General features: G+C 50.3%; 17 protein-coding genes and 1 pseudogene. 5 read left to right on the top strand and 13 right to left on the bottom strand.

Annotated features, from left to right (window positions below; translation table 11 throughout):
- Positions 1-336: 336 nt before the first annotated feature.
- From PsAD37_RS17825 to PsAD37_RS17835, 3 genes are all read right to left on the bottom strand, one after another.
- The gene (locus PsAD37_RS17825; RefSeq protein WP_153039792.1) at positions 337-798 is read right to left on the bottom strand and encodes a GNAT family N-acetyltransferase; all 462 of its coding nucleotides are present in this window, start codon (positions 796-798) and stop codon (positions 337-339) included.
- Between the two features lie 635 nt (positions 799-1,433).
- The gene (locus tag PsAD37_RS17830; RefSeq protein WP_063297305.1) at positions 1,434-2,057 is read right to left on the bottom strand and encodes a LysE family translocator; all 624 of its coding nucleotides are present in this window, start codon (positions 2,055-2,057) and stop codon (positions 1,434-1,436) included.
- Between the two features lie 165 nt (positions 2,058-2,222).
- Positions 2,223-2,993 (bottom strand): S9 family peptidase, encoded by a 771-nt coding sequence (locus PsAD37_RS17835; RefSeq protein WP_063297306.1) that lies wholly within the window; start codon positions 2,991-2,993, stop codon positions 2,223-2,225.
- A gap of 605 nt (positions 2,994-3,598) precedes the next feature.
- On the opposite strand from PsAD37_RS17835, the gene PsAD37_RS17840 reads away from it, so the two are divergent.
- The gene (locus tag PsAD37_RS17840) at positions 3,599-4,309 is read left to right on the top strand and encodes a helix-turn-helix transcriptional regulator (RefSeq protein ID WP_063297307.1); all 711 of its coding nucleotides are present in this window, start codon (positions 3,599-3,601) and stop codon (positions 4,307-4,309) included.
- Positions 4,310-4,397: 88 nt separating this feature from the next.
- Entirely contained in the window at positions 4,398-4,841 is a 444-nt protein-coding gene (locus PsAD37_RS17845) for a hypothetical protein (protein WP_063297323.1), read from the top strand.
- 350 nt (positions 4,842-5,191) lie between these two features.
- Here the strand turns inward: PsAD37_RS17845 and PsAD37_RS29615 are convergent, their stop codons facing one another.
- The 8 genes from PsAD37_RS29615 to PsAD37_RS17890 form a co-directional block, all read right to left on the bottom strand.
- The gene (locus PsAD37_RS29615; RefSeq protein WP_063297308.1) at positions 5,192-5,473 is read right to left on the bottom strand and encodes an N-acetyltransferase; all 282 of its coding nucleotides are present in this window, start codon (positions 5,471-5,473) and stop codon (positions 5,192-5,194) included.
- A 759-nt stretch (positions 5,474-6,232) separates the two neighbouring features.
- On the bottom strand, positions 6,233-7,174 hold the full coding sequence (locus tag PsAD37_RS17860) for a DMT family transporter (protein WP_063297310.1): 942 nt from the start codon (positions 7,172-7,174) through the stop codon (positions 6,233-6,235).
- A gap of 35 nt (positions 7,175-7,209) precedes the next feature.
- Entirely contained in the window at positions 7,210-8,196 is a 987-nt protein-coding gene (locus PsAD37_RS17865; RefSeq protein ID WP_193778299.1) for a TauD/TfdA family dioxygenase, read from the bottom strand.
- A gap of 85 nt (positions 8,197-8,281) precedes the next feature.
- Positions 8,282-9,664, bottom strand: a complete 1,383-nt coding sequence (locus PsAD37_RS17870; protein ID WP_063297312.1) for a methylaspartate mutase — start codon at positions 9,662-9,664, stop codon at positions 8,282-8,284.
- Positions 9,665-9,692: 28 nt separating this feature from the next.
- On the bottom strand, positions 9,693-10,766 hold the full coding sequence (locus PsAD37_RS17875; protein ID WP_063297313.1) for a hypothetical protein: 1,074 nt from the start codon (positions 10,764-10,766) through the stop codon (positions 9,693-9,695).
- 1 nt (position 10,767) lies between these two features.
- Positions 10,768-11,808 carry an aspartate-semialdehyde dehydrogenase gene (locus PsAD37_RS17880; protein ID WP_063297314.1) on the bottom strand — a complete coding sequence of 347 codons (1,041 nt, stop codon included), beginning with the start codon at positions 11,806-11,808 and terminating at the stop codon, positions 10,768-10,770.
- A 32-nt stretch (positions 11,809-11,840) separates the two neighbouring features.
- Positions 11,841-12,290 carry a cobalamin B12-binding domain-containing protein gene (locus PsAD37_RS17885; RefSeq protein ID WP_063297324.1) on the bottom strand — a complete coding sequence of 150 codons (450 nt, stop codon included), beginning with the start codon at positions 12,288-12,290 and terminating at the stop codon, positions 11,841-11,843.
- A gap of 91 nt (positions 12,291-12,381) precedes the next feature.
- A complete protein-coding gene (locus PsAD37_RS17890) occupies positions 12,382-13,383 on the bottom strand; it encodes a transporter substrate-binding domain-containing protein (RefSeq protein WP_063297315.1) in 1,002 nt (333 codons plus the stop codon).
- A 377-nt stretch (positions 13,384-13,760) separates the two neighbouring features.
- On the opposite strand from PsAD37_RS17890, the gene PsAD37_RS17895 reads away from it, so the two are divergent.
- Positions 13,761-14,747 (top strand): LysR substrate-binding domain-containing protein, encoded by a 987-nt coding sequence (locus tag PsAD37_RS17895; RefSeq protein WP_244272542.1) that lies wholly within the window; start codon positions 13,761-13,763, stop codon positions 14,745-14,747.
- A gap of 82 nt (positions 14,748-14,829) precedes the next feature.
- Here PsAD37_RS17895 and PsAD37_RS17900 read toward each other — a convergent pair whose 3' ends face one another.
- On the bottom strand, positions 14,830-15,114 hold the full coding sequence (locus tag PsAD37_RS17900; protein WP_063297317.1) for a DUF1127 domain-containing protein: 285 nt from the start codon (positions 15,112-15,114) through the stop codon (positions 14,830-14,832).
- Between the two features lie 837 nt (positions 15,115-15,951).
- Here PsAD37_RS17900 and PsAD37_RS17910 point away from each other — a divergent pair.
- Entirely contained in the window at positions 15,952-16,851 is a 900-nt protein-coding gene (locus PsAD37_RS17910; protein WP_063297319.1) for a hypothetical protein, read from the top strand.
- A 146-nt stretch (positions 16,852-16,997) separates the two neighbouring features.
- Positions 16,998-17,534: pseudogene (locus tag PsAD37_RS29520) on the top strand (DUF6880 family protein); the annotation flags it as partial.
- A 416-nt stretch (positions 17,535-17,950) separates the two neighbouring features.
- On the opposite strand, the gene PsAD37_RS17920 reads toward PsAD37_RS29520, so the two are convergent.
- The gene (locus PsAD37_RS17920) at positions 17,951-18,343 is read right to left on the bottom strand and encodes a transposase (protein ID WP_063297321.1); all 393 of its coding nucleotides are present in this window, start codon (positions 18,341-18,343) and stop codon (positions 17,951-17,953) included.
- Positions 18,344-18,533 lie beyond the last annotated feature (190 nt).

Raw genomic sequence — 18,533 nt, forward strand, 5'->3', positions numbered from 1 at the left:
CGCTGCCATCGATCCCAAATCTCGGCTCGTTGTGCGGCAGAATAGTAAATACGGCGGCGATACGTCATGTCGAACACTCCATCTTTATTCAAAGATTAAAGTGTTGCGACCACCAGTTGAAACCACCGCCCGTTGTTAACGCTGGTAGAGGGTTTTGTTGGGCGTTCCATCATACGGCTCTGGCGCTGCAAGGAGCGTGAAGTCTAACGGTTTGTAGAGCTCAGAGGCATCGGCGGGGGCAAGGTAAAAGCGGCGTAAGTCGTGTAATTCTGGATGGTGCGTGCTGGTGGTCATCAACTGTTTGGAGATGACTTTACCACCCTGCTAGTTTGCGGATTAAACAGTTAGCTTTTTGCAGATTGCGCCCGGTTTAACTCTGTAGGTGCAAAATCCCATTGCTTCGTAGTAGGCCAGCCCCAATTCGTTCATCTCGCCGATGGTTGCATCAATTTGGCTCAAACCGACAGTTCCTGCGGCTTCCAATGAGGAAGTAAAGAGTGCTCTGCCAACGCCCTTTCGAGATGCCGTCGCACTGACATAGGTGCCAATAATCCCCCAGCCAGCTGGCAGGTCATAAACATTTCCAGCGCTTGCTCTTCTCAGTGATTGGAAGCCCAAAATGTTGTTGTTTTCGTCAAGGGCGACTGAGCATCTAATTCTATCGGGGTGTTCGACATACTGGGAAAGAACGTGAGCCGTTGACCTAGGCCTGTCGCTACCTTGTGATTCTAAAATAACCGCCAATATCGCACTCATAGCTTGTGCATCTTCGCGCACTGCTTCTCTGATATTTACCATTTCGCCCCCAATTTTTCTCAAGCGAGATTTACCGGTCCAAGCAGGGGTGTCAAGGTCGGCTTGGTCTACTTTGTCGAAATCGCGATGGAATAAATGCTGCGTATTGCATCAATATCCGCAGTGATGAATTTAGTTCTGGCACTTGGGTCAGCAATGAGTGAACGCTTAGACCGACCAAGTGACCTCAGAGCGCTTATAGGAGCAGCTGAAAGCCTCCAAGCGAGCTAATTCAACCCTTGATAGAACCGCTCGAAGGTCCGCATATGTGAAGGATTTTCGACACGGGCCTGAGCGCGGTTGCATCTTTCGGCCCTGATTACAGGCATGTTGCTGAGTGACCTTTGCCGCCGTTCGACCTGAAACCGGACAGCCCCAGCCAGAGCGAGACCTAAACCTAGGATTGACCTCAGTCAGCTTGTAATCAGGGCCATGAGCTGCCATTCGAGCGGTTCTATCAATGGTTGAGTACAGATTTGTTAAACCATTACTCAGCTGCTCTAAGAACCAATTTCCTCTTCGCCCAACCACAAGGAAGAGATCTTTAGCTGACCTAAAGGAGACGGTCACCGCCAGTCTGGGTATTACCCCTCGCGCACTCGAGACAATTATAGGTTTACCACATTACATTTTGTTTTTTATCGAGTTGCCGCCATCCAGATGCTGCCGGTAATCATAAGGCCACCGCCTGTATATCCAATTCTCTTCCTGAAAAGTTTACTTGTGAAGTGTTTCCTCGCTTTCATTGCAATCAAGGCATAGAGTGAAAGCAAGATGAAAATCACAGAGACGGAAATCAGGATAAGAATTCCCAGTTGCAGCACCGTATTATTAGTAGGTTCGATAAACTGGGCCAGAAAAGCCATATAAAAAACGATGGCTTTCGGGTTAAAAACAGCAGTAATGGAACCGATCCAGAAGCTCTTCCAAGAAGAGGTCAGGTCAGCATCCGAAGCGAACTCCATGGGTAACAAATGCCGAGAATCCATAATCTGCCGATATCCCAAGTAAGCGAGATACAGAACCCCAGTCCATTTCACTAATTGAAATAATATTGCAGATGTCGCCAGAATCGCCCCTAACCCCATGAATGAAATAATAATCAAAACAATGGTTCCGATTACATCACCTAGGATGCACATTTGGGCTGCTAGTCGCCCTTTGGTCAGAGCTTGACTTGTAACAAGAAGTACGCTGGGGCCTGGGATTAGCGTGATGACAATGCTCGCAACCGTAAACTCCAATAAAGTATCGAGAGACATTTTACTTCCTTTAGGAAATGCGTTGAGAATTCGTGTGCGCAATAAGTTATAAGTATTTAATCAGGTTTCCATATTTTCATGCACGTCAAAATTATCCTTCTGTTTCAAAACGGGACAAATTAGTCGGTTTTACGATCGACCTGTTCATTGCTGCCTCGTCATGATCTATCCCTTTTGGATCAAATGGCGATCCAGAAACTCGATCAACAACTCATGATGCTTATTCTCCCCTCGACTGCCAGGCACATGCCCCTCTACCTCATAGTAATGCGCCTCTACTGGCAAGTGGCTTTCGTTCCGACGAGCTTCCAAACGTTTCGTCATCTCCGGCGACCATGTGGTATCCTTTAGGCCCGCGGCAAGGAATAATGGTTCAGCATATGCTTCAATAGGGATTTGTGTCGTTGGTAGCAGACTGTCGGAATCTCCATCCCAGCACCAGGCGCGGCGAGCGTAATCCCAAGCCTGCCAACCGGGATCTCCAGAATCCCTATAAGCTTTCGCATCAAATGCTCCGCACACGACGTCAGGCGCAGACAGGCATGCTACCGCTTCAGGTATTCCCTTGATTTTTTTCTGTGCCATGAGTGATGCGACGAGCAATGCATGTTCAGCACCTCGTGAGACACCATATAGGGCGACACGTCCATCACAGGCTTCAAACTCACGAAGAGCATGAATGGCTTCGGCAGTACGTGCGAGATCGACGTTTTCAATCGATCCTGCGTTCCAAGCATTACCACCAACCGAGTACCCGTGCGGGTAAGCGAGGAAACCAGAAGCGGCGAGGACAGCTGCTGTTCGATGAGACCAGCCAGAATAACTCCCTTCAGATCCATGTAGGACCAGTACCGCGGGAAAAGGACCATCAGTTGGAGGGCCATAAGTCGTACCCCATTCCGGCATTAGGCGACGAACAACGGCAAGTGATGACATTATGCAACCAGCTCTTGTAATACTTCACTATGATTAGCTCAGATTGCCATATTCTCAACTGCGTTCAAACAGTCTTGAAGCTCACACTTAAAAGTACCTGAGATTCGAGGCTCATTCCGGTTATGCAAACTAACTGTAATCTCACCCTGCAGCTTCTATTGGCGCTAGCTGGCCCTGTCTGAAGGGGCCAACTGCGGTCCTTCGGGCATTTCCATCATGGGTTGAGACAGGCTCACCCGAAGGCTTCTACAGTAGCTCTTATGGGCGATATGGAATTACTCAACTGACCATTAGCGGCCATTCAACCTCAAGCTAGGAGCTTCCGACCAACGCGTAGCTTCAACCATAGGTCGATTTTGGTCAGCTTGCTGTGGGAGGGTAATAAGCTTTCATATCGACAGGCTCCCCAAGCAGCAAAAAACAGCCGATATGAGATGCCCACCAATATATAAAGTTGTATACTGGCTGCGACACATCTGCTCTTAACACCAGCTTTTTGAGTATTAAAGTTTCAGACTGATTGAGCCCTTTGTTATCTCAATCAGTCGTTCCCCAACTGACCGTCTCCTCTCGCTTTAGCAACATTCTGGCGGTAATGTCCTATCATGACAGCAGAGCCCAGACTTGACATTATCGGCGCAGCGCTTGCAGACTCAAGCCGTTCTCGCATCCTTTGCGAAATGATGGATGGCCGTGCGTTTACCAACAAAGAGTTGGCCTGCGCTGCCAAAATTTCCGCTCAAACCGCGAGTGTGCATCTCAAACAACTTCAAGCAGCTGGATTGACGTCTTCTATCCGTAGTGGTCGTTGCGTCTACCACCGGATTGCAAGCGAAGACGTAGCATGCGTGCTTGAGGCTTTGGCAGGCCTATCTCCTACGGATCACCTGCATCGTGCTAAGAATCAAAAGCTGCCCGAAGCGAATACCCTGCGAGCCCGCAGTTGCTATAACCACATTGCTGGCAGGTTGGGAGTGTTGATCACCAACCGCCTGGTTGCTTTGGGTATATTACGCATACAGGGTGAAGTCGTTGCAATCGACGCAGCAGGTGAGGCGTTTTTCAACAAGTTGGAAATCGATGTACCAAACCTAAGTACATCTAAAAAACCTACCGTGAAGCTGTGCCTCGACTGGACAGAGAGAAGGCACCATATATCTGGGCCGTTGGCGACCGCGCTTATGGAAAAAGCCTTGAAAATGAACTGGCTTGAACGACACGCGGGAAGCAGAGCACTTGCAATAACTACACTTGGATATGAAATATTTGAACGTGATTTCGGCATTGTACGGAACCTCATCGACGGCACTGATTGACCTTAACAGTTCGTCCGCAAGCGAACTGTTTGATCACGTAAGTATTTGAAAGTCTGCTATTCCGAGTGTGAAGCAATCGGAGATTGACATGACTCTTCCAAACCTTACCACTGAACGGTTCACCCCAGAGCGCGGCTTTCGGATTACCGTTCAGATCCCCGATCAAAACGCACAGACAGTTGTGGAGCAGGTTCTAAAAGAAACCCCGCTCAGATACGGCGATTACGACAGTGTCACATTTAAAACGGCAGCGGGAGTACAGCAGTTCAGGTCACTGGGTAGTGGTCGAAACACTGCGACTGAAGATGTCGTGGTAGTGCCTTGTATGGAACTTTCGTTCTTTATTTTAGACGATGATGTATTGGTGGCTCGGGTCGTTGAAGCCATCTATTCTGCCCACCCGTATGAAGAGCCCGTGGTGTTTGTTGAAGCGTGTTTGCGAACACTGCACATTCGAGGCTTGGACGAAGACAATCCTAATAGGTTCTGGAATTCTGCGCCTGCGGATTGGGTTCCAGAAGAACATCGTTGATTAGCCCTAACGGCAGCAGAGTCCACGCCCACCTGTTCAGGAGCACCAACGTACCAAGCCACTTGAGGTTTTGAGGACGCCTATCAAGTATGAAACTATATTCCTCAGTATGCATCTTTATTACTCTCCCACACCTGCAGCTAAGTGACCATTCCTGCCGTTCGACCTGAGACCGGACAGCCCCAGCCAGAGCGAGACCTAAACCTAGGATTAACCTCAATCAGCTTGTAATCAGGGCCATGACCGGCCATTCGTGCGTTTCTATCAGGGGTTGATGCGGCCTGAATGGTGGAGCATATTGGATCGGTTACTTCTTTGCCGGTGGGTGGTTTTAACTTTAGTGAGCGGCATCAGGGGCATGGTACAAAGCGGCCCATCCAGACTGTTCTTGAAGCCGGAGCGACAAGCTCGCTAAACCCATATTTTTGCCAAAAGTGAATAGCTCTAGTGTTCTTTGCAATCGCGCCAACATGTACAGCAGCAATCCCATATTGTTTTGCGCATCGCATCCATTTGTCAAGAAGCAGTGCACCCATGCCTTGCCCTTGAACAACTGGGAGAAGGTTCATGTGTAGATGAGCAGGAAAGCATATAGAAATCTGTTCTGGTGTTTTCTCCGGAAAATGGATCATCTGGCACCTGCGTTCATCCGCAGTCCAAGTTGATCGCGTTCCGTCGTCAGGTTTTGAGTACTTGCGCCTTAAGCTCGAGCTAACCGCAAAAGTTGGTGATGGGTTTCACGCTGCGTAATTTTTGACAGATCTTGCCCTTGCCCCTTTAAGCTATTCACGACCCGTGCAATAAGGCCTCGCGAAACGCTTTAACAAATGTTTGTATTTAATATTTGCCTTAATCGTTGTCGAATTTTGTTGCAAAACTGGGCGTACCCACACATGCAACAATGCTACTTTTGTTGCAATCTCCTAGAATTTTTTCCAACACGTGGAACATAAAGTCGCCGATTACATACGTACCTTTCCTCGCGAACCTAGCATCTTGCCAGATGGGCGAAGACCCTATTGTTTCGCTCCCCAACTTTTGACCAACAAGAAGAGGCCTGCCTTTCCCACTATTTTTGCAATAGAATTCTGTTATCTTCTCCCAGTCTTCGTGCGACACTTCATCAGGTGGCAAAATCGAGAGAATAAGGCCTTTTGCTCCTAGCGTGTCTGTCACGGGCCGATGCGTGCAGTTCGGACCACTTGATGTCACATCTAAAATTGGCCAGAACGTAGGATCTCGAAATTGATGCTGAAATGCCAAAAAATACCATGTTTCGGCATGACATTTTATTATGAGCTCAAGGCGGCTGAGAACTGACATCTGTGTTGAGACGCCTAACCGGGGCGGTTTTCCCACCCCGGCTAGAATACTCGTGTTTGTTACCTTATTCACTTTGTTGCCTTAGTTGCCTTTGCTGCATTGGTTGCATTGGTTGCAGAACGACTACGTGGGAAAAGAGGCAAGTTCTGGTTTACAGCGAAACTGCCGAACATGATTAGGCCGATGCCGATGAACTGGCCTTCGCTCAATGATTGTGCGTAGAAAATGTAGTCCACACCAATGGCGACGACTGGGTAGATAAAGGACATTACGGCGATGACTGGCGTTGGCAGTTTCTGGAAGGCTGAGTACATCAGGATATACATCAGGCACGTGTGTACACCGCCCAGAATGATCAAGTAGCCCCATTGTACGCCCGCAATTGAGCCCAGATCGCTGAAGTTGGCGAATGGCAAAAGCAACGCGACGCCAAGGCTGACTTGGATCAATGCGATCACATGTGGACGGATGCCTTTCAGCTGCTTGGTGATCATTGTGGCAACTGCATAGAGGACGGCTGCGGACAGGGCCAAGGCAAGACCTACAACGTAGTCGGATGATAAGGACAATGACGACAGGTCGGTATCAACCACCAACATCACGCCGACGAACGCCAAGGCAATCCATGCGATTTTATTGTGCGGAATGGCCTCGCGCAGAATGACCGCACCGATCAAGAGTAAGAAGAAGGGTTGTGTATGGTAAACCGCCGTCGACACCGATATGGACGCCATAGAATACGAACCGAAGAGTAGCACCCAGTTGGCCACGATTGCGACCCCACCGGCCAGCGTCATGAGAAGCGTTGTACGCGTCAGTCCGGTGTCCTTAAGAAACCCGCGGGCAAGGCAGTAAGCGAATAAGAAGCCCGCCCCAAAGAGACAGCGGAAAAAGACGACGTTGTAAGCGTCTTGGCCGGACTCAACGACAAAGAAGCCAAGTGTGCCTGACAGGAACATGGCGGCAGCCATTTCGATCGTTCCCCGGGTTCGTTCAGTCATGGTGGTCATTTTGATATTCCTTAAGTTCAATGGTCTGAATGGGATTAGACGTAGACATTCCACATGTCGGTCTTGCGTTGGCGCATCGCCCATGTGTCGCGGCGAATGTTTGCGCGGAGGAGCCAGCGTTCGTCTGGTCCGAAAGTTGGTTCGAATGTTGAACGGGCATGAATTCCCTTGCGATTGTTGATCAACAGCGCTTGACCCGCGCTGATCCGTACCGAAACGCTGTGCTCTGGTAGATCGCAAATCGCCTTGAGCCGCTGCAATGCCTCCTCTGCTTGCGGAGTGGTGCCTCGTGTGCCGTTGGCTGCGACTGTAATTTCAGGCGCGTTGTCAGGGCCAGAGATGACACCGCCGAGGCGCGACCATATTTTCTCTCCATTGTTGAGGAGAACCGTAAAGTTGGATGGAGCCGCCATTTGAAACAGGGGTTGGCGCAACAGTTCTACGTCTTCGTCACTTAGCACCGCGCAGATGGTTTTTGCATCGATATAGATCGTTTCTGCCTGTCGCTTTGGATCGGAGCGATGGCCGTAAAGTACAAGGAAATCGGCGTTGTAGGTGTGGAACCACCCACTTTCGTCGTAGACAGAGTCGTTGTGGAAGTTGAGAAACACCTTTGATCCGCGATTGGACTGCATGGTTTCTGCCCCTTGTGCGGGGATCAGGTTGTGCAAGATGTCGCCATCCTTCTCCGTAGTGTAGCCGATTGGCTCACCGATGAGCTTACCAAGACCATAGGTGACAGCTTCACCGACGTAGCTACGGGCAGTATGGGTCAGCACCCCGTCAAGCGGCGTAGGTGGTAAATGTGGGTCGGTTGGCAGGTTTTCAATCAGCATGACGGCCGGGCTATCAGGGGCAGTGGCAAAATCGTGGATGTCCATCATCGCATTCGCTCCAATTACGGACAAGCTTGTCCGGATTTCTGCCGCAAAATGCCGTGGCTGAGTATAGGGATTGGAAAGACCTGTGAGTTTCCCCACCATAGCGTTGCGCGTGGTGTCATCGAGAACGACATGGCCCATTTGCGTTTTAACGGCGACTTTGTTGGGTAAGAAATTTGAAACTGCGATGTTCATCGAAGTGTCCTTTCAAGAGTGATTATTGGCGTTAAGCGTGGACCACTGTTTGCGGTGCGGTGTCTTGTGCGAAGTAAAGAATGTCTTCGCGCAGCTTATGGAAATCGCTGGTGCCAGCTTGTGGCGTTTGACGACCCAATTGCTGGATATGGCGGGTTTTAGTCGCCGTAGAAAAAGGCAGCCCACCGGGCCGCATGATCCGAATAGCGCCGCTGCTATCGCGAGCTGGCAGCACGTCTGAACGGGCATAGATGCTGGCTGAAAACGGAACATCCAGCGTGCCATTTTCAAATGCCGCACAAATGGCAGCAATAGGATCATCGGCTGCAAGGATGGGTTCGATCAGTTCTGCGACCTCAGTTTCGATCCAATGCTGCTCTTCACTGACGCGGCCGTTGTCGATTGGGATGTCGTGAAAGCCACGCCCGTTGAATAGCTGCGACAACTGGATGCCTGATGCGTTTGCAAGTGGGACAGGAACGCCAAGGGCTTCTTCCGAGGTCTTGTTGATCATCTTGATGGCACCACCCATACGGGCGGTGAGCGCCCCCAGCGCGATCAGTGAGTTGGCCGCCATTTCCTGATCGGGAAAGGCCCCCATGAACTGGTGGAGAACGGGAAACACCTCGGTCTCTGCAGGAAGATAACGTGCCCCCAATGTGGCAATGGCCCGCAATGCTGCGACGTCCTGAATGACATTTCCACCTTGGCAATAGGCGACGGACAGACAGGTTACACCTTCTTTAGCTGCCAGATATGCCTCCAGAATTCCAATCGCGAGCGAGATGGACGGAGGGATCAGCACGGCGGTCAATGTGCCAAAGAATTCGCGATCGACGGTAACGCCAGATGCATTCAGCTCACCTGCGAATGCGTCGACTTCCTGCCAGTAACGCAAGGAATCGTGGAGCGGGACATTTTTGCAGTAGGGGATGTTGTAGCCAATCCCGCCACCTTCAAAGGATGTGATACTCGAAGCGATTGTCGCTGCAAACAAAAGACGGCCATCAGGAGACCCATGGCGAACCTCAATAGGAGTGGAAACAGCATCATTTAGGGCGCGTGTTTTTTCCCAACCATGTGACAGCAAAGGAAAGCCATTCAGTTGCTTTGGCGATTGGGCGATCACGCGGTCCAACACATCAAATCGAAGCAGGCGAGTGTGGGCGTCTATCGTCAGCGACAAAATGTCGGGAGCCGCTGTTTTCTCGAGATACTGAAGTAGATCTTTCATCTCGTCTGGGCAGCCCACTCCACAGCGCGGTTGTACAAGAACATGCCCTTGACTTTTTGCCTCGCGCAATAGGCTATGCACGCTACGCTTTGGGCTGGCTTTAAGGTTTGTGATTGTTTCTTTGAGATCGGGGGCGACTTGCCCTTGCGCTTCGGCGAAACGTTTGTAAGTCTCAAACATGTCTGTACCATCTTTCTTTTGTTTCGGCTCAGGCGATGGCGCGGAAAAATTTGTTGTGGCTGCTACGGGCCAAGGCTTCGAGAGCGCTTAACGATGGGCAAAGCTCCCGTTGTACTCGGCCGCGATTCAGAAGTGTCAGGACTTTTTGCGATGTCTCGACGAAGGGGATGTTGGCATCATTCAGGATATGTGCGGGATTCGAAAAGCCGCAGGTTACAACTACCGGCTGTTCTGGGACGTCTTGGAGGTCAAGCAGCGTTAGGTTGTGATCATTCAATGCTTGCAAGCCAATTGCGCGGCTTTGCATATCGGGAAACACTATGACCTTAGAGTTAGCATCAGGCACAACTGCTTGCACCAACCCTGTTTTACCCACGACGGTACCTTGATTAAACGGCGGTTTATTCAGCCTTAATTGCAGGTCGATCCCGCGATCATATGCCAATTCAACAGCGCGGTGATGCAGGATTTTTGCACCGGATACCGACATGACGATAGCGTCAGCGTAACAGATCGTCTCCATCAATTGCGCGTCTTCGAATGTGTTCGGATCAGCCGAATAAACTCCCGGCACGTCAGAACAGATGGCACATACCGTTGCCCCTAAGTGGGCGGCAAGCAGGATGGCCGTCACGTCGGAGGAATTTTTGCCCAACCATGTCATGTCCCCGTCACCATTGATCGCCTGACCACCCGGGACGATGACAATCTGGCCTTCAGAAAGCGTGTTGCGCACTGCTGTCATATCAGCGTTTTGTGGCGTGGCATTACAGAAGACCGAGTCGGTTCGGATGCCCAGCAGATCAGCGGTTATCACCCGTGCAGGCTCATCAATCGCATCTAAAGCGGCTGCAAGCAGGTAGGCTCCAACAGTGTCCGCTCTTGGGAGCAGGCCACCAATGGTTTGCTGGCTCGGGTTTTCATTTACCCCGTCCAGCAGTACTCGCCAGCTTTCAGTCAACTTTGGTGGTGCAGAGACCACGACGACCATGTCTTCTCCTGCAGAGCGGCGTTCTGCGGTGTAGCGTGCTACTTGGTGAAATCCGTCAGGTCCGCCAAAGCTGGAACCTCCGAATTTGATGACGCTGGGTGCGCGAGGCATGTCAGTGTACCCACTGGCTTGTAACGGTTTCAGCTATCTGGATGGCATTCAACGCCGCTCCGATCCTGATGTTGTCAGCGATCAACCAAAGCCACAGACCGCGCGCATCATCAGGATTGACGCGGATACGGCCTACGTGAACTTGGTTAGGGTCTTTCAAGAAACGCGGTGTCGGGTAGGAAATAGTCCCCGGACCATTGTCAAACACTATGACCTCTTCGGCTTGGGACAGGGTTTGCACGATTTCTTCACGATCAACCGCATTCGCGAATTGGATATAGGCCGTCTCCGAATGGCCGTTCAGGACAGGAACACGGACGCAAGTTGCAGTCAGGGAAAATTCAGGGATGCCAAGAATCTTACGACTCTCTTGCAGCATCTTCTGCTCTTCAAGAGTAAACCCTGTTTGCAAAGGACGGTCGATGCTAGGGATTAGGTTGAAACCCAGCGGGTCACTAAACTTTGTATTGTCCGTATCCGCATCGCCTGCGTTACTAAGAACCCGGCCGGCAGAGCGACGCAATTCATCGATGCCGGTTAGGCCCGCGCCGGATGCAGCTTGATAGGTCGACACAACAACCGAATTGATTGGCGTGTAATCGTTAAGTGGTTGCAGCAAACGGACCAGAGGAATGGTGGAGCAATTTGGATTTGCAATGATATTGGAGGCTGGTCGTTGGTCCACGACGGTTGCGTTGACTTGTGGAACAACCAACGGCACGTCTTCGTCCATGCGAAACGCATTGGTGTTGTCGATGACCAAAGCGCCTTCTGACGCAGCGCGGCGTGCGTGTTTTTCCGAGACTGAACCGCCCGCCGAGAAAAATGCGATGTCTGTCCCTGTGAAATTGAACGTGTCAAGCGCTTGTACGGTCACGTCTTGTCCGCGCACTTGCAACGTGCGGCCCACGCTTCTGGCAGAGGCCAAGGCGGTGACTCTATTGTACATAAAATCGCGTTCTTCGAGCAGAGCGATCAGGGTTTGTCCAACAGCGCCGGTTGCCCCGACGATTGCGATATTTGGAAGGTTTGAAGGTTGCACTAGGTCGTCCTCATCAGTGTAGACTTTTGTTTTCAGGCGAAGATTGTGGGTGTCTTTGCAAGCTTTTGCAGCATGCTCAAAAGATGTTCGGGATCACTGACGATTTCGGACACGCCATCATTCAGGAGTTTGTCGACTTCGTGGTTATTTTTTTGCGAGCCCACCGACAGGTTCCCGCCTACAAAGATCGGGCACCTGACTTGGTAATCACGCTTGGCATTCCCGAGCCCCGCAAGGTCATCAACTGCATGGCCGTTCATTGATCCGATCACGATGGCAAGCACGTCGGGATTACGCTGGTAAGCGTCCATAATCTCTTCGATTGGCGTGGCAGCACCCAAGTTTATTACTTGCAGTCCGTTATCGCGAAGAAACATCGCGATCATATGATTGCCTACAACGTGGGCGTCGCTTGCTGCGACACACAAAATGATCTTGGGAAAGCGGTTTGCATCGCCTAAAGATGTGGATGTATTACCCATTTCAATTATGGGCCTCTCTTGCGTGCTAGACATTTGGGCATGCTGGGACATGAGAAAACTCCGACTAATGTAAGGGTTAGGAGAGCAGTCGCTAGAAAGGCGCAGGGTGGAAAACGCCTCCGTTGAGGGTGCTTGCGTTCAGGCCAGGTGTAATCCCAAGATCGGATTTGTCACCAAGATTGCGGGCAAAAAGCTCTGCACTGTTACCGGTTTCGATCAGCAAACTGGTCAAGCGTTGCACGGCCAGTGGGTCTTGGGGCCAAAGTGGAAAGCCAGCTTTCAGGAAATCGGTTTGTGCTGAGGTCAGCGCGTCCGCGTTGCTACATATCAAATCAGAGGTGATCCCAAGATCTGATGCATGCACCAGTGCGGCAAACATCCACGCGACAGTACGAGCAAAAATCGGATCGTTTAGCGGGACCACAGGCCCCATCAATTCACGAGATATCCGCTCTGGCAGGATAGTAAACTGGTTCCGTTCCGGCATGTCTGTCAGCACACCAGCAAGGCCGATGGTATCAAATACGACCGCATCAACGACACCTGATTTCAGGGCTGTGATTGCGTCGCCGAGGGTCTCGAACTGGCGGATGTCACAGGGCTGGTCACCCCGTACTTTCGCGATATTGGCGGGCGACGTTGTGCCACCCTGCACGCCAATCACAGGGGCTTCCCATGATTTAAGCGTTTTTGATTGGTTCGCGAGACCAGTCAAAATACCTTCTCCATCAATCAATGTAACTACGGGGATTGTGACGTCGTTTTCAAGTTCACGGGTCATCGTTTTGCTGGCGTTGTACAGGCCGATATCAATCGTTGTGTCTACCAGCGCCGAAAACCGATCATTCGGGTTGACCACTTTGAAGGTAACCTCGCGCTCTTCGGCAAAAATGACAGCTGAAAGAGCACGACCAAAGTCGGCATCAAATCCGGTACATGTGCCATTTTCGTAGAACGACATGCCCTTGATGCCGGCACTTGTCCCAACTGTCAGGGTGCCGCGTGACATTATCCGGTTAAGCGCCGCTGACCGTGCAAGAGGTACGGCAAGCGTATCATTTGTGAAATGTTGCGGCGCTTGATTGTGGGTCATAAGCTTGTCCGATCCAGTCTTTAGGTCACGTTTTTGCGTTGCCCTATTGGTACCCTGCGTGCCCGCCCAAGTGTTAATTAGAAAACCTAAATGAGCCCAAGTTAACTTACGTTTCGGAGATTTTATGTTTGTTGTCAGCATGATAAAGAAAAACTTACGCAGCAGCAGTCCGTTAAACTTGTGATATAACGTGGATTCTGGGTGGCTTATAAATGCGTATTTCGAATGCCGCGCCGAAGGATTTAAGGGATGCTGTTGCTTGTGATGCTGAGGCAAGCGTTGACGTGAGGGAGGAAAGGGGTCGGTCCTCCCACAAGTTGATTGATTAATGAGGATATATCGCATAACGTTTAGATCAATCTGCGACAATCTACTTGGTGTTATTCGATTTAGTCAGTGGAACAGCCCATGAATACAATATGAAAAAATTGCCCCCGCTCAACGCGCTCAGAAGCTTTTGCGCAGTAGGTCAATATAAATCGATTGCAGGTGCAGCAGCGGAGTTGGGCGTGTCAGCGTCGGCGGTTAGCCAGCAAATCAAAACTCTCGAAGGCTGGATCGGTTTACCATTGTTCAAGCGCGGGAAATCAAGCGTTGAACTGACTGCAAAAGGTGCCACATATTATGCCAAAGTCTGGCAATCGTTATCGATCATTGGAGAGGCGACCAACGAATTGCGCGGGGCAGAAGTTGCAACCAACGTGTCGATCTCTGTTTTGCCCTCATTTGCTTCGCTTTGGCTCATTCCTCGATTGTATGGCTTCAAGGCACTTTATCCAGACGTAGATATCTCAATCATCACAACCAACGAACTGGTCGATTTTAGCGCGGGTGACGTCGATATTGGGATCCGGTATGGTAAGGGCAACTACCCCAATTTGACTAGCCGGAAGCTGATGTCAGAGGCTGTCAATGTCGTTTGTACACCTGCTGCACTTGAGAAATATAAGCAGGACTATGGCAGCGCTGAGAACCTGAAAGGACTAGCTGAAGTAAACTTCCTTGATGACGCGGGGCCAAATGCTGAATTCAAAAAGAATGTTGGAGACTGGGTGTATCAAAACGGCTTGGACCGTAATAGCCTCAACTTTGCATTCCGTTTTACGGACAGTCACATTGCCATTGAGAATTTGGTGGCACAGAACATGTTCATGCTGGCAAGATTGTCATTGATTGAAAATCGTCTGCTATCGGGGGCAGTTGTTGCACCCTTTGGGCCGTGGAACACGGAAAGCGCCGCCTATTATGTTGTTTACCCCGACTATATGCCGATGCGACCGATCACAAAGTTATTCGTAAAATGGTTGGCAAAGGAATGTGCCCTTTGGGAGAAAGAAACTTACTCCGTAAGGATGCCTGCCTGAAACTTCTGGAACAGCTTTGGTAGAATAATAAACACCTTCCATTTTTTAACATTATACAAGGGGCAGTTTTGTCGTTGCACATTCAGTTGCACCATTTTTGTGGCACATCCCAAAATGGCTTCCTGCCTTCTAACATGGCCTCATCTTTGGACACACCAATGTCTTCAAGCTGGCTGCGATCCAGATTAAGCAAAGCGCGACGCCCTTTAGACAATGCGGCCCAACGGAGCGGCAATAGCCAATATCCGCGAATGCTCGCTTCACTTAGGATCGAATTGCGCGGGCTAACGACGGTCGGTTCAAAGCCTGCCCGCTGAATAGCGTTTGTATCGAAATGCATGGTTCCTGCGGAGGTGTTCTCTTGCATTGTCTTGTCCAATCAGCTTTCTAAAATAAGTGTGGTGTCCCTTTAGGATAGCTCAAACAGTGCTGGTGGTGTTATTTAGAAAAGCTAAACGAGGGTAAGGAGTGCTTAGATTAGGCCCTATCGATGGAGTAGATGCCCTCTCCACGAACAGCATCAAAATGCGCCAAAGTGGGGACGTAGGGCTAAGCGGGGCGCTGTTGCACAATTCGAAATTAGCTTGCAGCTTGCCCAATCCCATGCATCTGGTCATGCAGAAACCTTCTCGAACGTGGCGCTTCCGAGGGCCGTCATTGTGTTGAGAACGGCGACGCCAAGTTTTGCCTCTGTCCTCTGATTGTTCAACTTTCGTAACCTGAGCGTGGCCCCGATCAGCTGCTCAAAGCGTCCCATCAAGGTTTCGCCTCAATACCTTCGGCCATATCCGGTTTTCTGGCATGGTTCAAATCGAGTGAACACTTTTGTGTTGCTGGCCGTTTCCAAACAAGGCACACTTCGCGCAGGTTGATTGCATTATCCTGGCCCCTCAGAGCCGACTATTCATTGCTTATCAATCATAAAGCCCGTACATGCAGACACGTTTATCGCCGGAATGTAAGAAATCTATTGGCCTCTAGGCTATCACCGCAGACAATATAGCCAAAGTAGCTCAACAGAACCAAGTCTGCAGAAACACCGTCTATACTCAAAACACCATGTTCAATCTGCGGTCAACAATGCCTTTCTGGAGCCCAACCCTGAAGAGCAGGTTTTGTTCCACCTGCCAGTCACTAAACCGTTTCTTCGCCAAGTAGTCCTGGGAATGTCGCTGATTTGCAAGGCGAGCACCGGAATATACAGATGTTGCTTAACGACGTGTTTGACTCGCAGATGAGCCTCGGAACAATTTTGAACATCAATGACGCCGCTTGCCATAAAGCGGCTGAATACAAGGCTTCATATTGCCTTGCTTCAGTCAAGCAGAGCGCTTCTGATGAAATCTATCACCGCAACAAGCCTCATCTGGCGGTCGTCGATGTGACAAGTCGTTACTGTGCGAGCCTTGCCCGCGAAGATGGTCGCGATGCGGAAACTGGGCCCATACATCTGCTTGCTCTGATCGAGCAAGGCTTTGATCCAGACGTGAATATCAGCGATCATGGTTCCGGGATGGTATGCGCGTTCAAACAAATACTGCCAGATACCGATCATCGCTTTGACCACTTCCACCTGATTAAAGCCTGCAAAGAATTGGTCAGGTATTTGAAAAACAATAAGAAATCATCACTAACCCATCAAAAAGAAAACCTCCTGGCAGCAAGTCATGTCCTGAACCAGGAGTTCCAGCAGATTGCGGCCCGTTACCGTGTCACGGCTCAAGATGTCTGGGACGTGTGCTACGTGACCCTTTACGATATCCAGACACACAAGTACCACAACAAGGCAGATGCGCTGGCATCACAGCTGGAGTCACGGTTTGAAGAAATCGAAGAGGAAGTGCTGAGCGCGATGGCTGCAACACCACGGTGCAGCTCGATCGTGGAGAACTTCAACAGCAGGCTCCGCCCTTACCTGGATCCCCGCAAACAAATCACCTCCAAGCGTCTGGAGCTGGTCCGGTTTTATTTAAACCACCAAGTGTTCCTTCGCAGTGAGCACAGCTACATGCAAGGCAAAACACCGGCAGAGGTGCTAACCGGAACACCACATCCGAATTGGCTGGAGATGCTGGGATTTGAGCGTTTCAAGCGCGCCGCCTGATCAAGCTAATTTACGCTGCGAGTTCTATGCCTTTTCTTGGCAGGGAAACCTGTGCCTTGTGTTCACTAAAAACCGCTATTTTGAACCATGCCGGAATCTGCAAGTCAGTTCACCTGGATCAATCAGCTGGATAGTGGACCGATACTCGCATTAGTGCGTTACAAATGCTTGGTCGGCGGGAAGAGACTCAGGGAATGCGGTGGCAATATTTTGAGAATACACTCTCGTCACCCCATTTGCGTGATTATCTCGATAGTCTACCGGAGTTCGAGGATGTTGATGCTGAACTCAAAGCAATTGACTATGCCTTCACTGTTTAGAATGTGCACGCAGCTCTTGCGTTTCTCGTCAGCTGGAAGGCCGTGGACAAAGCCCAGGAGTTGGTGCTTAAACGGTACAGTGAACTTGATGGGGACATCTATCAGATCCTAACACCTTGCACAGAAGAACTATCAGCAAAAAGCCCTCTTGCAGCAAGTTTGATACTTCGCAAGATGATAGAGTTCAGCCTCGATTACGGGCGCAGTTCACGTTACGCGCATTGCGCCCGCCACTTTATGGAATGCAATGGCTTGGCGGCAGTGATCAGCGATTTTCAAGGGCACGAAACGCGCGAAGTTTTTGCAACCAGACTTAAGCAACAACACGGACGAAAAACTTCATTCTGGGATCGGATGAGTTAAGGAAAACGCTTTGTATTCTATGGGTTACCTAAACGCTAGATGCAAAACACCAGCTACTTGCTCTATGCCTGAATCATCCACTTGCGTATCTCACATTTCCCAAGTGCAATAAACATTTTCCCTGTTCGGCTTCGCCCTTAGGGCCACTTAACTGCAACGCCATTATCCTTCACAGAATTTGTTGGTACAAACACAATCAGAAATAGCAAGAACGTTCCAGAAGCCTCAGGTCTGAGCCGGGCTGAACGGCAGGTAATGACCGAGGCTGTGTGGAAATGCATTTGACTGTGTGCTTTGAGGCTTTGCTTTGGCGTTTTTCTATTCCAAGATCGTGATTTATCGCAAATGCCTCCAGTTTGATCGAGCTGGAGCGTTGATGGCGGGTTCCGAGTGATGAATAACGGTATCTGGTCCACCTATGCCTTCAACGCGGCGATCCCGATGATGTTGAGGACACGTTTGAAATTATAGGCTAGGACATGGAGGCTCATTTCAGCGGCGACCTTCTCTCGTGTTCGCGTCAGGAAATGAGTGTATCCCATCGAGGCCTTCAACGTTCCATAGGGAGGCTCAACCGTTGTTCTGCGGATCCGCATGGCGTCAGGTTTTTCTTCCAACCTGCGTTCGATATCATCCAGAACATCTTCTCGATCCCAACGTCGGATGCGGCGTAATTTCTCGCTCGTGCAGCGTGGTTTAAGGTGGCAGTTTGAACAGGCAGACAGATGCCGGTAAAAGTTGATGTCGCCTTGACGATCTGAGCGGTGAGCACCCTTGGTCAGATCGTCAAGGCGGACAGATATAAACATCGTTCCTGGAATCGTAGATAAAGTCTTGCTTGATGAAAAACCCGCGTTTGGTACCGCTCGATGTGTCAATGAGCGTTCAAAATTGATCCGGCATCATCATTTAAAATTGACCCACCTTGGTTGGCACAAATCCAGCAGGCGAACAGCTCTCATCTAGCAGGTTCGTCTGCTGGCTTTGTGCCAACCAAGG

The sequence above is a fragment of the Pseudovibrio sp. Ad37 genome (assembly GCF_001623075.1).
Lineage (GTDB): Bacteria > Pseudomonadota > Alphaproteobacteria > Rhizobiales > Stappiaceae > Pseudovibrio.

Excerpts from the sequence above, each read along its gene's own strand:
- PsAD37_RS17865 (WP_193778299.1), bottom strand. The coding sequence starts at position 8,196 with ATGGGCCATGTCGTTCTCGATGACACCACGCGCAACGCTATGGTGGGG.
- PsAD37_RS17870 (WP_063297312.1), bottom strand. The coding sequence starts at position 9,664 with ATGTTTGAGACTTACAAACGTTTCGCCGAAGCGCAAGGGCAAGTCGCC.
- PsAD37_RS17885 (WP_063297324.1), bottom strand. The coding sequence starts at position 12,290 with ATGGGTAATACATCCACATCTTTAGGCGATGCAAACCGCTTTCCCAAG.
- PsAD37_RS17830 (WP_063297305.1), bottom strand. The coding sequence starts at position 2,057 with ATGTCTCTCGATACTTTATTGGAGTTTACGGTTGCGAGCATTGTCATC.
- PsAD37_RS17825 (WP_153039792.1), bottom strand. The coding sequence starts at position 798 with ATGGTAAATATCAGAGAAGCAGTGCGCGAAGATGCACAAGCTATGAGT.
- PsAD37_RS17835 (WP_063297306.1), bottom strand. The coding sequence starts at position 2,993 with ATGTCATCACTTGCCGTTGTTCGTCGCCTAATGCCGGAATGGGGTACG.
- PsAD37_RS17860 (WP_063297310.1), bottom strand. The coding sequence starts at position 7,174 with ATGACCACCATGACTGAACGAACCCGGGGAACGATCGAAATGGCTGCC.
- PsAD37_RS17890 (WP_063297315.1), bottom strand. The coding sequence starts at position 13,383 with ATGACCCACAATCAAGCGCCGCAACATTTCACAAATGATACGCTTGCC.
- PsAD37_RS17920 (WP_063297321.1), bottom strand. The coding sequence starts at position 18,343 with ATGTTTATATCTGTCCGCCTTGACGATCTGACCAAGGGTGCTCACCGC.
- PsAD37_RS29615 (WP_063297308.1), bottom strand. The coding sequence starts at position 5,473 with ATGATCCATTTTCCGGAGAAAACACCAGAACAGATTTCTATATGCTTT.
- PsAD37_RS17875 (WP_063297313.1), bottom strand. The coding sequence starts at position 10,766 with ATGCCTCGCGCACCCAGCGTCATCAAATTCGGAGGTTCCAGCTTTGGC.
- PsAD37_RS17900 (WP_063297317.1), bottom strand. The coding sequence starts at position 15,114 with ATGCAAGAGAACACCTCCGCAGGAACCATGCATTTCGATACAAACGCT.
- PsAD37_RS17845 (WP_063297323.1), top strand. The coding sequence starts at position 4,398 with ATGACTCTTCCAAACCTTACCACTGAACGGTTCACCCCAGAGCGCGGC.
- PsAD37_RS17840 (WP_063297307.1), top strand. The coding sequence starts at position 3,599 with ATGACAGCAGAGCCCAGACTTGACATTATCGGCGCAGCGCTTGCAGAC.
- PsAD37_RS17910 (WP_063297319.1), top strand. The coding sequence starts at position 15,952 with ATGTTGCTTAACGACGTGTTTGACTCGCAGATGAGCCTCGGAACAATT.